General features: G+C 54.9%; 14 protein-coding genes. 10 read left to right on the plus strand and 4 right to left on the minus strand.

The window, feature by feature from the left end:
- Positions 1-166: 166 nt before the first annotated feature.
- Positions 167-808, plus strand: coding sequence for a peptide-methionine (S)-S-oxide reductase MsrA (gene msrA, locus F8561_RS07350; protein WP_151887298.1), 642 nt, complete (start codon positions 167-169; stop codon positions 806-808).
- Here the strand turns inward: msrA and F8561_RS07355 are convergent, their stop codons facing one another.
- Entirely contained in the window at positions 809-1,867 is a 1,059-nt protein-coding gene (locus tag F8561_RS07355) for a LacI family DNA-binding transcriptional regulator (RefSeq protein WP_151887299.1), read from the minus strand.
- 193 nt (positions 1,868-2,060) lie between these two features.
- Here F8561_RS07355 and F8561_RS07360 point away from each other — a divergent pair, with 193 nt between their 5' ends.
- The 6 genes from F8561_RS07360 (at position 2,061) to F8561_RS07385 (ending at position 9,670) form a co-directional block, all read left to right on the plus strand.
- Positions 2,061-3,212, plus strand: a complete 1,152-nt coding sequence (locus F8561_RS07360) for a Gfo/Idh/MocA family protein (protein ID WP_151887300.1) — start codon at positions 2,061-2,063, stop codon at positions 3,210-3,212.
- Positions 3,213-3,228: 16 nt separating this feature from the next.
- Positions 3,229-4,407 carry a Gfo/Idh/MocA family protein gene (locus F8561_RS07365; RefSeq protein ID WP_151887301.1) on the plus strand — a complete coding sequence of 393 codons (1,179 nt, stop codon included), beginning with the start codon at positions 3,229-3,231 and terminating at the stop codon, positions 4,405-4,407.
- 2 nt (positions 4,408-4,409) lie between these two features.
- Positions 4,410-5,477 carry a Gfo/Idh/MocA family protein gene (locus tag F8561_RS07370; RefSeq protein ID WP_151887302.1) on the plus strand — a complete coding sequence of 356 codons (1,068 nt, stop codon included), beginning with the start codon at positions 4,410-4,412 and terminating at the stop codon, positions 5,475-5,477.
- 12 nt (positions 5,478-5,489) lie between these two features.
- Positions 5,490-6,524, plus strand: coding sequence for a Gfo/Idh/MocA family protein (locus tag F8561_RS07375; RefSeq protein ID WP_151887303.1), 1,035 nt, complete (start codon positions 5,490-5,492; stop codon positions 6,522-6,524).
- 67 nt (positions 6,525-6,591) lie between these two features.
- Positions 6,592-8,139 (plus strand): MFS transporter, encoded by a 1,548-nt coding sequence (locus F8561_RS07380; protein WP_151887304.1) that lies wholly within the window; start codon positions 6,592-6,594, stop codon positions 8,137-8,139.
- Between the two features lie 193 nt (positions 8,140-8,332).
- Entirely contained in the window at positions 8,333-9,670 is a 1,338-nt protein-coding gene (locus F8561_RS07385; RefSeq protein ID WP_014168349.1) for a hemolysin family protein, read from the plus strand.
- Positions 9,671-9,748: 78 nt separating this feature from the next.
- On the opposite strand, the gene F8561_RS07390 is transcribed toward F8561_RS07385, so the two are convergent.
- Positions 9,749-9,955, minus strand: coding sequence for a DUF1107 domain-containing protein (locus F8561_RS07390; RefSeq protein WP_003856054.1), 207 nt, complete (start codon positions 9,953-9,955; stop codon positions 9,749-9,751).
- Positions 9,956-10,279: 324 nt separating this feature from the next.
- On the opposite strand from F8561_RS07390, the gene F8561_RS07395 reads away from it, so the two are divergent.
- The gene (locus F8561_RS07395) at positions 10,280-10,837 is read left to right on the plus strand and encodes a YtfJ family protein (RefSeq protein ID WP_014168347.1); all 558 of its coding nucleotides are present in this window, start codon (positions 10,280-10,282) and stop codon (positions 10,835-10,837) included.
- On the opposite strand, the gene cysQ is transcribed toward F8561_RS07395, so the two are convergent.
- Entirely contained in the window at positions 10,831-11,571 is a 741-nt protein-coding gene (gene cysQ / locus F8561_RS07400) for a 3'(2'),5'-bisphosphate nucleotidase CysQ (RefSeq protein WP_014168346.1), read from the minus strand. The genes F8561_RS07395 and cysQ overlap by 7 nt on opposite strands.
- 190 nt (positions 11,572-11,761) lie before the next feature.
- On the opposite strand from cysQ, the gene F8561_RS07405 reads away from it, so the two are divergent.
- Positions 11,762-13,705 (plus strand): bifunctional 2',3'-cyclic-nucleotide 2'-phosphodiesterase/3'-nucleotidase, encoded by a 1,944-nt coding sequence (locus F8561_RS07405; RefSeq protein WP_151887305.1) that lies wholly within the window; start codon positions 11,762-11,764, stop codon positions 13,703-13,705.
- A gap of 44 nt (positions 13,706-13,749) precedes the next feature.
- Here the strand turns inward: F8561_RS07405 and F8561_RS07410 are convergent, their stop codons facing one another.
- A complete protein-coding gene (locus tag F8561_RS07410) occupies positions 13,750-14,136 on the minus strand; it encodes a winged helix-turn-helix transcriptional regulator (RefSeq protein ID WP_014168344.1) in 387 nt (128 codons plus the stop codon).
- A gap of 84 nt (positions 14,137-14,220) precedes the next feature.
- Between F8561_RS07410 and F8561_RS07415 the strand changes: the two genes are divergently transcribed.
- Positions 14,221-15,069, plus strand: coding sequence for an SDR family oxidoreductase (locus tag F8561_RS07415; protein ID WP_049023709.1), 849 nt, complete (start codon positions 14,221-14,223; stop codon positions 15,067-15,069).
- The last annotated feature ends 6 nt before the right edge of the window (positions 15,070-15,075 follow it).

The raw sequence follows: 15,075 nt of genomic DNA on the forward strand, positions 1-15,075 counted from the left end.
AAAATACGGCCTGTTAGCCAAAAACCCACATCACGGGTTGAAAACGGGTGTAACACCCAAATATTTCTTATGATTAAATCTAGACTCATTCAGCGCATTTATTGTGTTCAATTAAACGCTTCGTGACAACCTTAACCGAAACATCGCAGCCCGGGAGGCCCCCATCGTGAGTTTATTCGACAAAAAGCATCTTGTTTCACAAGCTGATGCATTACCGGGACGCAACACCCCTATGCCTGTGGCGACCTTACACGCCGTGAATGGCCATTCAATGACAAACGTTCCTGATAGAATGGAAATCGCCCTGTTCGCCATGGGCTGCTTCTGGGGCGTAGAACGTCTCTTCTGGCAACTCCCCGGCGTTTACAGCACCGCGGCGGGTTACACGGGGGGGTATACGCCAAACCCAACCTATCGCGAAGTGTGCTCTGGCGAGACCGGTCATGCCGAAGCCGTACGCGTGGTGTATGACCCTGCCGTCATTAGCTATGAGCAGCTTCTGCAGGTGTTCTGGGAAAACCACGACCCGGCCCAGGGCATGCGTCAGGGTAACGACCACGGCACCCAGTACCGCTCGGCTATCTACCCTCTCACTCCGGAGCAGGAGACGGCCGCCCGCGCAAGTCTGGCGCGCTTCCAGAAAGCGATGCACGATGCCGGTGACAACCGCGAGGTCACCACGGAAATCGCCTCTGCCAAACCGTTCTACTATGCGGAAGACGACCACCAGCAGTACCTGCATAAAAACCCGTACGGCTACTGCGGTATCGGGGGTATCGGCGTCTGCCTGCCGCCACAGCTGGCCTGATTACTGGTCTAGCGCCACGCGAGCCGCGTGGCGCGTGGCATTACTGACCGACCCATAATTCATGACTTTTCCCTGCAACAGCAGGTTAAAAACCGGTGCCTGCGGCCTGTTAAGGCGGGTCTGCAGCAGGTGCACGGCCTCAATGCCCAGTTCGCGGCAGGGCACCGTGACCCCCGTGACCGGTTTTTCCAGCCGGTGCGCTAAATTCCAGGCAAAATCGGTGGTAATCAGAGAGATGTCTTCCGGGACGCGCAGCCTGTGGCGGGTTAATGCCCTCACCACACCTTCGGTCATGCTGGTGCTGTTCGGGAAAATCACCTCTGGCCACTGCGCTCTGTCATGACTCAGCAGCCACTCATCCAGCGCCCGCTCGGCTTCGTCTGCGGTAAACCACTCCGTCACGAGTAAATCACGCTGCGGCTCAAAGGCGACGTGAAAATGGCGATACGCCTCTTTAATGCCATCCAGACGAGCGTAAAGCGTATCTCGCCGAAGGCAGGTCAGCGTCAGGACCCGCCGGTGCCCCTGTTCAAAGAGATACTGCATGGCGGTGAAGCCAATCGCCCGGTGATCGGGTGATACCGAATCCAGTACCCGCTCCCGGTCCACGGAATTAATTAAGACGCAGGGTTTATTGAGCGTGCTGGCCAGTTTAAATATGGTGGCATCATCAGTACCAATAATAATTATCGCGTTGATGTTCTTCTGGCTGGCCTTTTCCATAAATAATTTTACATCGGCGTGCTGTTCTTCTAATCCGCAACAGCTGACCCACACATTGTGTGGCGAGCAGGCCTCAGCAATCCCTTTGGTCACCTCAAGATAAAAAATATCGCCGCGCCCCTGAAAGGTTCTTTCCGGAGCAAAAACGGCAATACCGTTAATCAACAGCCGTCCACTGGCCATGGACTCCAGCACGCCCAGCTCTCGGGCGGTGCGAACGATCGCATCCCGGGCTTTATCGCTGGTATATGACTTGCCGCTTAATACCCTCGACACCGTGCTAACGGAATATCCCGTGAGGGCCGCGATCTCCTCCATTTTTAACCTGCCCGGCATAGTGTGACCTCGCTCTCAATCAGTTTTTGCAAATATTTGCAGAAACAGCCTTTTGATTTTAAAACCAAATTTCAGAAAGCCTGGAGATTACTTATTCACCTTGCGAGTATTCTCACAAAAACACATTGTCGCTACGCCTCGCCTTTCCTATTTTCCGGTCATCACTTCTTTTCAACTGAAATTAAGGTGTGACATGGAGAAGGTACGTTTTGGCATTATTGGTATAGGTAATATCGGTACGGTCCACGCACGTTATTTACTCGCGGGTACGGTCAATGACGCCTGCCTGACGGCAGTTTGTGACAATGCACCGGAAAAACACCCGGCCATTCGCCAGCTGGTGGGGGCCATTCCCCTGTTCAGTGATGCCCAGGAGATGATCCAGAGCGGGCTTATCGACGCGGTGATTGTCGCCACGCCCCATTACGAACATCCGCGCCTGTCGATGCTGGCGATGCGTAACGGCATTCATACCCTGTGTGAAAAACCGGCGGGCGTTTATACGGCGCAGGTGCAGGAGATGAACGCCTGCGCGCGCGAGTGCGACGTGGTGTTTGGCATCATGTACAACCAGCGACCAAACCCGCTCTACCGGAAGGTTAAGGATCTTATCGACAGCGGCGAGCTGGGCGAGATCCGCCGCTCTAACTGGATAATCACCAACTGGTACCGCTCGCAGAGCTACTACAACTCCGGCGGCTGGCGCGCGACCTGGAAAGGAGAAGGCGGTGGCGTGTTGCTCAACCAGGATCCGCATCAGCTCGATCTCTGGCAGTGGCTGGTGGGCATGCCGGTACGCCTGCGCGCGTTTTGCCAGTTCGGCAAACATCGTGACATTGAAGTGGAAGACGAGGTCACCGCCTATGCCGAATATGCCGGTGGGGCTACCGGTGTATTTATCACTACCGTGGCAGAAACGCCGGGGACAAATCGCCTGGAGATCGTTGGGGATCGCGGCAAAGTGGTCGTCGAAGAGGGGCGGCTTCGCTACTGGCGGCTACGTGAGTCCGAAACCGCGTTTAACGCCCGCTGGCAAAACGGTTTTGGGGAGCCTGAATGCTGGGAGGTCGACATTCCTGTCGCCGCCGAATGCAGCGAACATCATGTCATTACCACAAACTTCTGCACCGCCATCCTGCGCGGTGAACCGCTGATTGCGCCGGGCCTGGACGGGATCCACGGCCTGACGCTCTCCAATGCCATGCATCTTTCCACCTGGACTGACGACTGGGTCGAACTGCCGATCAACGAGAAACACTACTTGCGCCTGCTCCAGCAACGCATCAGCACCTCAGTTGCTAAAGAGGCCATAAACGTGACGCTTGATGCCTCAGGCACCTGGTAACTCCGGAGACGACACGATGCTAAATATCGCCATTGTAGGTACAGGCAATATCTCACATAACCATATTCAGGGTTATTTGCAGTTTGGTCAGCGCTGCCGGATTGTCGCGCTGGTGGATATCTACCCGGAAAAAGCGCACGAGAAAAAAACGCGCTACGGCCTGACGCAGGCCCGCGTGTATGAGAGCCATCAGCAGATGCTGGCATCCGAGCCAGACGTCGATATCGTCGATGTCTGCACCCCGCCGTATGTCCACGCACAAATAAGCATTGATGCACTGGAGGCCGGGTGCCATGTGCTGTGTGAAAAGCCGATGGCCACCTCGCTTGAGGAGTGCGACGCGATGATTGCGGCTCAGCAGGCCAGCGGCAAAACGCTCTCCATCATTGCGCAAAATCGCTTTACCGATGCCTTCTGGCGCTTAAAAGCAGCGCTGGATTCCGGCCTCGCGGGCAAAATCTGCCATGCGCAGGTGGATTCGTTCTGGTGGCGCGGCCACTGCTATTACGATCTGTGGTGGCGTGGCACCTGGGAAAAAGAGGGGGGAGGCTGCACGCTCAATCATGCGGTTCACCATATCGACGCCATTCAGTGGATGCTCGGGTTTCCATCCGAGGTGGTGGCGATGATGACCAACGTGGCGCATGACAATGCCGAAGTGGAAGACCTCAGCGCCGCAATATTCAAATATCCCAGCGGCGCACTCACGCAGCTTACCGCCTCGGTGGTGCATCACGGCGAAGATCAGACGATCGTCATCCAGGGCGAGCACGCGTGCATCTCTGCCCCCTGGCAAGCCTGTGCCAGCGTGAGTGCCGATAACGGTTTTCCTCAGGAAACTCACGACCTGCAGCGGGAAGCACAGCTCAACGCTGTTTTTGCGCAGACACCGGCACTCGCGTGGACGCTGCATACCGGGCAGATTAACGACCTGTTGCTGAGTATTGAACGCGGCACTGCCCCGCTGGTGGATGGATTACAGGGAAAACGCTCGCTGGAGTTGATTACCGCAATTTATAAATCTGCCATCACCCGCACCGTGGTCTCGCTCCCCATTCCACGTGACGATCCGTTTTACCGTACCGGCGGGATTAACACCCTCGCCCCCCGTTTTCATGAGAAATCCGCAAGCGTGGCCAACTTCAGCGAAGTGGCCGCTATCCCCCTGGGTAAAGATCTGGATCGAGGAATCTGAAGATGAATAAACATGACGGAATGAACTACGCGCCAGTCGGCAAACCTCAGCCCGTTGTCCGGGAAGGTGAGTTTGTCTTTGCCGCTGCCGCGCTCGACCACGGGCATATTTATGGAATGTGTAACGGGCTGATTGAAGCCGGCGCCACGCTGAAATGGGTTTACGATCCCGATCCGTCCAGAGTGGATAAATTTATCCAGCAGTATCCGCAGGCCAGAGTGGCGGATTCGCTGGAGGCGATCCTCGCCGATAACGAGGTGCGTCTGGTGGCAGGCGCCGCCATCCCCTCTGAACGCTGTGCGCTGGGGCTGAAATCGATGGCAGCGGGGAAGGATTACTTTACCGACAAAGCGCCGCTCACCACCCTTGAACAGCTGGCAGAAGCCAAAGCGATGGTTGAAAAAACCGGTAAGAAATACGCGGTTTACTACAGCGAACGTCTGCATGTTGAGAGTGCTGTCTTTGCCGGTCAACTGGTAAAGCAAGGTGCCATCGGCGACGTGGTACAAACGCTGGGGACAGGCCCACACCGTGAAGGCGAAGGAAGGCCAGACTGGTTTTACGATCGGCGATACTTCGGCGGCATCCTGTGTGACATCGGCAGCCATCAGATTGAGCAGTTCCTTTTTTACACCGGCAACCGCGATGCCACCGTGATGGCAAGCCAGGTCCGGAACGTTAAACACCCGCAGTACCCCGCCTTTGAGGATTTTGGCGACGCAATGCTCAAAGGCGAAAACGGTGCCAGCGGCTACTTCCGCTGCGACTGGTTTACCCCGGACGGGCTGTCCACATGGGGTGACGGGCGACTGACGCTGCTCGGCACCGAGGGCTACATCGAAATCCGCAAATACGTCGATTTAACCCGCGGCGAGCAGGATGTGGTTTATCTCGTCAATAAAGAGGGGGAGTTCCGTTATCCGGTGGCAGGCCAGGTCGGATTCCCGTTCTTTGGCGAACTGATCCTCGACTGTCTCCATCGGACTGAAAATGCCATGACGCAGGCGCACGCCTTCAAGGCTGCGGAGCTCTGCGTGAAGGCTCAAATGCTCGCTAACGCGGCGGGTTAAGGGGAGCCGAAGATGACTATCCTGAATACCGCTATCATCGGCAGCGGGGCGATTCATGGCTGCCATGTCAATGCCCTGCGCCAGATACCCAACGTCGCGCTGCGTGCGCTGGTCGACATCGACAGCGTTAAAGGACTGGCGCTGGCGAAAGACTATCAATGCCGTTTTTATCAGGATTACCGGGAAATGCTGCTGGATGATGCCATCGACGTGGTACACATCTGTACGCCCCATTTCGAGCATAAAGAGATGATTCTGGCGGCACTCGCCGCCGGGAAGCATGTTTTTTGCGAAAAACCGGTGGGCATGAACACCCGTGAACTCATTGATATCACCCGTGCTGCCGATTTGGCTCAGAGCCTGCTCGGCGTGTGCTATCAGAACCGACTCAACCCCACCAGCCAGCGTATTCGGCAGGAGTTAGGCCATGGACAGCTGGGGAAAATGCTCAGCATCAGGGCAGTACTCACATGGTCACGCGCGGGCGCTTACTACACGCAAAGCCCCTGGCGCGGTCGGCTGGCGACAGAAGGCGGGAGTCTGCTGATCAACCAGGCAATCCATACGCTCGACCTGATGCAGTGGTTCGGTGAAGGCGTGACGCGAGTGAAAGGCGTGGTGGATAGCGGTGAGCTGGCAGACGTGACCGAAGGCGAAGACAGCGCAATGGCCACGCTACACTTCGCCAACGGCGCCCGCGGCCTGTTTTATGCCAGCAATTGCCACACCACGGACGCCCCTCTCCTGCTGGAGATCCACTGTGAGCACGGCTCGCTGCTGCTGAATGACAACACTCTCTGGCGCGTCACACCGGGTGAGCGGTTAAAACTGGCAAGCGATGATTCCCCCGACGGCACGGTAAAAAGCTACTGGGGGCTGGGTCATCAGCAGGCGATCCGCCGGTTTTATACTGCCGTTCATCATCCGGAAAACAGAGACTATATCGATATCCGTACCGCCGGAAAATCACTCACCCTTGTGGAGGCTATTTATCGGTCATCTCAAACAAGACAATGGATAAATATCAACAACCAGAACGTAATTTGAATTCCAGACGTTAATAAAAATACGCCCCGTAAAACGGGTTAATCATTACCCTACACTGGATATTATTATGGTCAAACCAACTGAACGTAGAGTTGGTTATGGCGTGGCGCTTGGCTACGGCATAACCGATCTGTTTGGCGGAGGCGCTTTCGCCATTATCGGCACCTGGCTGTTATTTTTTTACACGACCTATTGCGGGCTGTCTGTTATTGAAGCGGGCTCTATATTTGCTATCGCCCGCGTCATTGATGCGCTGTTAAGCCCGATCATGGGTTATATCACTGATAATTTTGCGGGTACCTGGCTCGGCCGTAAATTTGGCCGTCGCCGTTTCTTTTTATTACTGAGTTCCCCGTTAATGTTTTTGTATGCCCTGCTGTGGCTGACGGATATGGGGTACTGGTATTACCTGGGAACCTATCTCTCGATTGAACTGCTGTCGGCGATGGTGCTGGTGCCGTGGGAGACGCTGGCCGCAGAAATGACGAACCGCTATGAAGAGCGCAGCCGACTTTCAGGGGTGCGCATGATCTGCTCTCAGCTTGGGGGGTTTCTTGCCGTTTCCGTCCCCGGCGTCATTATGCAGTTCACCGGGAAAGACAATGCGTTTACCTATACGCTCACCGGCCTGATATTTTCCTGCGTTTTTTGCCTTGCGGTGTTTATTACGTGGTACACCACCTGGGAAGCGAAAGATGTGCATCAGGAGTCCGATTTTAAGATAGATAACCAGCGCAGCAGCGGGGTAGCCAATCATCTTAAATATCTGATACTGGACCTCTTTTCGTCCTTTCGCATCCGCGCATTCCGCCTGCATATCATTATTTATATCTTCTCGTTTACTGCGATGGACGTCTTCGGCTCGGTCTTTACCTATTATGTCGTTTATTGTCTGATCCAGGATGCGGCGGCCGTGTCGGGCTGGCTGAGCATTGCCGCCTTTGCCTCGGTACCAGGCACGTACGGATTTATGCTGCTTTTGAACCGGCTGAATATCACGCCGTCCGCGGCGCTGCGCCTCTCGTATGGCTGTATCTTCGCCGTGCTGGTATTCCTGTTTACGGTCTACCTCACCAAAACGCAGGTGCCAACGCTGCTGTTCTCGGGGGTCTTTATCCTGCTCGGTGCCGCCCGCTCTGGTCTTTATTACATCCCGTGGAATATCTACAGTTTCATCCCTGATATCGATGAGATTGTAACGCAGCAGCGCCGCGAAGGGATTTTTGCCGGCGTGATGGTATTGACCCGCAAAAGCACCGTGGCGATTGCCATCATGATCATCGGCCTGGTGCTGCAGGAGTCAGGGTTTGTGAAGGGCAGCGGCGCACAGCCTGAAAGCGCGCTGGGGGCCATTATCGGCCTGCTGATTTTCGCGACGGCGGCCCTTCTGGCCGTGAGCTTCTTCACGACCTACAAATTTAAACTGACCCGCGAGACGCACAAGCTGCTGCTGAAGGAGATTGCGCGCCGCAAGCTGGGCGGAGATTATCGCGACTGCGACGCCAACACCCGGGTGGTGATCAAACAGCTCACCGGCTATGAGTATGACCAGGTGTGGGGAGGGGATGCCACGCGCCGGGCGGCAGGAAACGCCAGTTTATCCGCAGTAAAATAGCCGTACGTACCGGACAGCGCTTCGCTGTCCGGCCGGTTTTATGCCAAAATGTGACCTCTGGCAGATTTACACGCCTTTACGCTATACTACCCGCTGAAATAATCAGCTCAACGCTACGAGCTGACGTTCTATGTGTCTTCACACAAATGTAATTAACTTCCCTTCCGAGGATCTGGCTGAAGCCGGATAAACTATGTTAAACAGTATTTTAGTGATACTTTGTCTCATTGCCGTCAGTGCATTTTTCTCGATATCCGAGATCTCGCTGGCCGCCTCCCGTAAAATCAAACTGAAACTGCTTGCTGACGAAGGCAACGTTAACGCATCACGCATACTCAAAATGCAGGAAAACCCGGGAATGTTTTTCACCGTGGTGCAGATTGGCCTTAACGCGGTCGCCATCCTGGGCGGTATCGTGGGGGATGCAGCATTTTCACCGGTGTTTCATGGTCTCTTCGCACGCTACTTTTCACCTGAACTCTCCGAGCAACTGAGTTTTATTCTCTCCTTCTCGCTGGTGACTGGCCTGTTCATCCTCTTCGCTGATCTGACCCCGAAACGCATCGGTATGATTGCGCCAGAAGCTGTGGCTTTGCGCATCATCAACCCGATGCGCTTCTGCCTGTTCCTGTTCCGTCCGCTGGTGTGGTTCTTCAACGGCCTGGCCAACAGCATTTTCCGCCTGTTTAAAATTCCGATGGTGCGAAAAGACGATATCACCTCTGATGATATCTATGCGGTCTTCGAAGCGGGTGCCCTGGCGGGCGTGCTGCGCAAGCAGGAGCACGAGTTGATTGAGAACGTGTTTGAGCTGGAATCCCGCACCGTACCGTCATCCATGACCGGACGTGAAAACGTGATTTGGTTCGACCTGCACGAAGACGAGCAGAGCCTGAAGCAAAAGGTGGCCGAGCACCCGCACTCCAAGTTCCTGGTCTGTAATGAAGATATCGACCACATCATCGGTTATGTGGACTCGAAAGACCTGCTGAACCGCGTGCTGGCCAACCAGAGCCTGGCGCTCAACAGCGGCGTTCAGATCCGCAATACCCTGATTGTTCCGGATACCCTCACCCTCTCTGAAGCGCTGGAAAGTTTCAAAACGGCCGGTGAAGATTTTGCCGTTATCATGAACGAATACGCGCTGGTGGTGGGCATCATCACCCTCAACGATGTGATGACCACGCTGATGGGCGACCTGGTTGGCCAGGGGCTGGAAGAGCAGATTGTTCAGCGTGATGAGAACTCATGGCTTATCGACGGCGGTACGCCGATTGACGATGTCATGCGCGTGCTGGATATCGACGAGTTCCCGCAGTCAGGTAATTACGAGACCATTGGCGGCTTTATGATGTTTATGCTGCGAAAAATCCCGAAACGTACCGACTCGGTGAAGTTCTCTGGCTATAAGTTTGAAGTGGTGGATATTGATAACTACCGCATCGACCAGCTGCTGGTGACGCGTATCGATAATAAACCGACCGTGCTGGTGCCGCGGATGCCTGACGCAGAAGAGAAAGTGTCGGCGTAAGGTCCATAAACATCAACGGCTCCCATCGGGAGCCGTTTTTTTATCAACTGCGTTTTTAACTACTGCATAGCACGGTGGTTAAGCCATCTCAGTTTGCAGACGCATAACCTGACGGTTGACTTCAGACATCACAGACAGGTGCTGCTTGTCCTTCACTTTTGGGATAAGGATCTTGCCCTTATCAAACTCAAAAGCGCCAACATCCTTGATATACAACCGTCCACGGAACAGGATCTTCACGTACTTCGCCACCTGAAGCGGGTTGTAGCGTTGGAAAATTTTCATTCTTGTATCTCCTGCGAATCATACGCTCTTGCGGTGCCACAATCGGCCCGACTGTCCTGAGCGCAAATTTTGTTGCCCAAAGACTATAGACCAGAACTACGGTGTTACCCAGTATGCATAAGTTTATTTACCGTTTGATTACAATTATTCAGAATAATCTTTGCAAAGCTTCACTCAGGGCAGTATAAGCCGTCGTTTTTTCATGGATATGTGCGTTCACCCGCAAACTGGCATCGGGATTGCGGGAAAACCACATTGATCGCACTTATGATTAAAAGCGTATGACCAAGTGGTCGGATCACCTGCAAACAATAAGGAAACACCATGACCCTACGAACTATCCTTGCAGCAGCCTGCCTGCTTCTGCCCCTGTGGGCTAGCGCTCACGCGATTGAAAAAGGACAACGAGTACCACCAGTCGGCATTGCTGACCGGGGAGAATTGATTCTCGACAATGATAAGTTTAGCTACAAAGCGTGGAATAGCGCGCAGCTCGCAGGCAAAGTGAGAGTTGTACAACATATTGCCGGTCGTACATCCGCAAAAGAGAAAAATGCCAACCTGGTGGAAGCGATCAAGGCCGCAAAATTCCCACACGACCGCTACCAGACCACCACAATTGTTAATACTGACGATGCCATTCCTGGCTCCGGCATGTTTGTGCGTTCAAGCCTTGAGAGCAATAAAAAACTCTATCCGTGGTCGCAGTTTATTGTCGACAGCAACGGCGTGACGCGTAAGGCGTGGCAGCTGGAGGAAGAGAGTTCCGCAATCATCGTGCTGGATAAAGACGGCCGCGTGCAGTGGGTGAAAGACGGGGCATTAACCCAGGAAGAGGTGCAGCAGGTTGTCGCCCTGCTGCACAAACTGCTGGCTCAATAAATAGAGACGCGGAAGCCGGGGTTAAGGAAGGATTCGCGCGGGGTGTAGTCCAGCGGCTTACCCTGCCAGTCATGAACATGTGCCCCGGCGGCCGTGGCGACCGCATGCCCTGCCGCGGTATCCCAGACGTTCGTTGGCCCAAAGCGAGGGTAGAGCTGGGCATGGCCTTCCGCCACCAGACAGAATTTCAGTGATGAACCAATCGAGGTCGTCTGGTGTTCACCCAGCTGTTGCAGATATTCCTGCAGTTCACTGTCGCTGTGCGACCGGCTGATCACCACCAGCGGTGGACGCGCATCGCGCACCTGAATCTGCTTACGCACGCCGCACTCTTCCTTCCACGCCTTACCGTCTGCAGCGCTGTACATGACCTTCATCACCGGCGCGTATACCACCCCAAGCACCGCTTTGCCTTTTTCAATCAGCGCGATGTTGACGGTGAACTCACCGTTACGCTTGATAAACTCTTTGGTGCCGTCGAGGGGGTCCACCAGCCAGTAACGCTGCCAGTGCTGACGCTCGTCCCAGCTCTGCGGCGCTTCTTCTGACAGGACCGGGATATCCGGCGTTAAGGCCTGCAGCCCTTGCAGGATCACCTTGTGAGCCGCGATATCTGCCGCGGTGACCGGAGAGTCATCTGCCTTGCTGACGACCTCCATCGGTTTTGCACCGTCATACACCTGCATGATGGCATCTCCCGCATCCCGTGCGAGCTGACAAATCTTATCTAACATTCTCCACCTCTTTGTTAACGCAGTGGGGTTAACTCTTTGTTTTAGTTATATCGTAATGGGAACAATTCCGCTATCTGTGAAGCAATTCTGGTTTCATGGCGCTTTTTTCTGTCAGGATTCACATTTATGTAAGCAACACGCTATAGATACATATTCTTTTGTGGCCTGGATCGAAAAAAGGACTCCTCTGATGATTAAGTTTAGCGCAACGCTCCTGGCGACGCTGATTGCAGTGAGCGTACAGGCGGCGACGGTAGACCTGCGAATTCTGGAAACTACCGACCTGCACAGCAACATGATGGACTTCGATTACTACAAAGATACCCCGACGGAAAAATTCGGACTGGTACGCACGGCAAGTTTGATCGCTGCCGCCCGCAATGAAGTTAAAAACAGCGTGCTGGTCGACAACGGCGATCTCATTCAGGGTAGCCCGCTCGGGGACTACATGGCCGCGAAGGGGCTGAAGAAAGGCGAGATCCACCCGGTGTATAAAGCGATGAACACCCTGGACTATACCGTCGGCAACCTGGGCAACCACGAATTTAACTACGGCCTGAAGTACCTGCACGATGCGCTGGCTGGCGCGAAATTCCCGTACGTTAACGCCAATATCATCGACGTTAAGACGCAGAAGCCGCTCTTTACCCCCTATCTGATTAAAGAGACCGAGGTTGTCGATCAGGACGGTAAAAAACAGACGCTTAAAATCGGCTATATCGGCTTTGTACCGCCGCAAATCATGACCTGGGATAAAGCCAACCTCGACGGTAAAGTGACCGTTAACGATATTACCGAAACTGCGCGCAAATACGTGCCGGAAATGCGCGAAAAAGGCGCAGATCTGGTGGTGGTGGTTGCGCACTCGGGACTCTCCGCCGATCCGTATCAGGCCATGGCGGAAAACTCCGTTTATTATCTGAGTGAAGTCCCGGGCGTCGATGCGATTCTGTTCGGCCACGCCCACGCGGTCTTCCCGGGTAAGGACTTTGCCAACATTAAGGGTGCAGACATCGAGAAAGGGACGCTCAATGGCGTGCCGTCGGTGATGCCGGGCATGTGGGGCGATCACCTTGGTGTGGTGGATCTGGTCCTCAATAACGACGGCGGCGACTGGAAGGTCACTCAGTCAAAAGCAGAGGCGCGCCCGATTTACGACGCTGCGGCTAAAAAATCACTGGCCGCCGAAGATAAAAAACTGGTCGACGTGCTGAAGCACGATCACGACGCCACCCGCGACTTCGTCAGCAAGCCGATCGGTAAATCGGCGGATAACATGTACAGCTACCTGGCGCTGGTGCAGGATGACCCGACTGTTCAGGTGGTTAACATGGCGCAAAAAGCCTATGTCGAACACGTTATTCAGGGCGACCCGGACCTGGCAAAACTGCCGGTGCTGTCGGCCGCGGCACCGTTCAAAGTGGGCGGGCGTAAGAATGACCCGGCAAGCTACGTTGAAGTCGAAAAGGGCCAGCTGACCTTCCGTAACGCCGCCGATCTCTATCTCTATCCGAACACCCTGGTGGTAGTGAAAGCGACGGGTAAAGAGGTGAAGGAATGGCTGGAGTGCTCCGCCGGGCAGTTTAACCAGATTGATCCGCACAGCAGCAAGCCGCAGTCGCTGATTAACTGGGACGGGTTCCGGACCTATAACTTTGACGTGATTGACGGCGTAGAGTATCAGATTGATGTTACCCAGCCTGCAAAATATGACGGTGAATGCCAGGTCATTAACCCGCAGGCCGAGCGCATCAAAAACCTGACCTTTAAGGGCAAAGCCATCGACCCGAATGCCACCTTCCTGGTGGTAACCAATAACTACCGCGCCTACGGCGGCAAGTTTGCCGGCACGGGAGATAGCCATATTGCCTTTGCCTCACCGGACGAGAACCGCTCGGTGCTGGCGGCGTGGATCAGCGCGGAGTCCAAAAAAGCGGGGGGCATTCATCCGGCAGTGGACAACAACTGGCGCCTGGCTCCCATTCACAGCGACACGCCGCTGGACATCCGTTTTGAAACTTCACCGTCCGATAAAGCGGCGGCGTTTATTAACGATAAAGCCCACTATCCGATGAAGAAAGTTGCAACAGATGATATTGGCTTCGCCATTTATCAGGTGGATTTAAGCAAGTAACGCGGTGTGTGCCGGGTAGCGGCTTCGCCTTACCCGGCCTGCCTTTACGCCGCGCGTTCTTCCCGGTTCGCCATCACCTGCGGCGTATGCACTTCTATCCAGTCCGCCAGCGCGGCCACTTTCTCACTCACCTCTGTCCCTAACGGCGTCAGGCTATACTCAACGTGCGGTGGTACAACCGGATACGAGACGCGATTAACAAACCCGTCCTGTTCCAGCGCCTGTAGCGACTGGGCCAGCATCTTTTCGCTGACGCCTCCCATTTTTCGGCGCAGGTCGCTGAAACGGTGGGTTCCCTGTCGCAGGGCCACCAGAATCAGCACGCCCCAGCGGCTGGTGACATGTTTGAGAACCTCTCTGGAAGGACACTGTTCCGCGAAGAGGTTGCCATCGCGCATTTGTTCGCTGAGTGTCGGTATCGTTGTTTTCATACTTACCTTTATGTGCGTACTTACTAAAAGTTAGCTATGGTGCTAGTGTGCCACAACACCAGACAAACACGAAGAGGATTCATCATGATCGCAATTACCGGCGCAACCGGCCAGCTTGGCCAGCTCGTTATCGAACAGCTGTTAAACACCGTACCGGCAAACCAGATTGTGGCGATTGCCCGCAATCCGGCAAAAGCTGAAGCCCTGAGCCAGCAGGGAATTACCGTTCGTCAGGGGGATTACGCTGACGAAAGCACAATGACCTCCGCGCTTAAGGGCGTAGAAAAGCTGCTGCTGATCTCCTCCAGCGAAGTGGGTCAGCGCGCCACCCAACATCAGAACGTCATTAATGCTGCCAAAGCCGCTGGCGTAAAATTCATCGCCTATACCAGCCTGCTGCATGCTGATAAATCACCGCTGGGTCTGCACGTTGAACACGTCGCGACGGAGAAGGCGCTGGCGGAGTCCGGCATCCCTTACGCCCTGCTGCGTAACGGCTGGTACACCGAAAACTATCTGGCGAGCGCACCACCAGCGCTGGAGCACGGCGTATTTATTGGCGCGGCCGGTGAAGGCAAAATCGCCTCGGCCACCCGTGCGGATTACGCGGCTGCCGCGGCAAAAGTCATCTCCGGGGACGGCCATGCAGGCAACGTATACGAGCTGGCCGGCGACCACGCCTGGACGCTGAGCGAACTGGCAGCCGAACTCAGCAAACAGAGCGGCAAAAACGTGACGTATCAGAACATGAGCGAGGCGGATTTTGCCGCGGCGCTGAAGGGCGTTGGCCTGCCTGCCGGGCTGGCGGATATGCTGGCAGACTCCGATGTGGGCGCGTCTAAAGGCGGTCTGTTTGACGACAGCCATACGCTGAGCAAACTGATCGGGCGTCCAACCACACCGCTTTCAGAGAGCATTAAAGCCATTCTGTAAATGTTG

The sequence above is a fragment of the Enterobacter sp. 198 genome, assembly GCF_009025585.1.
In the GTDB taxonomy this organism is placed as follows: Bacteria; Pseudomonadota; Gammaproteobacteria; order Enterobacterales; family Enterobacteriaceae; genus Enterobacter; species Enterobacter ludwigii.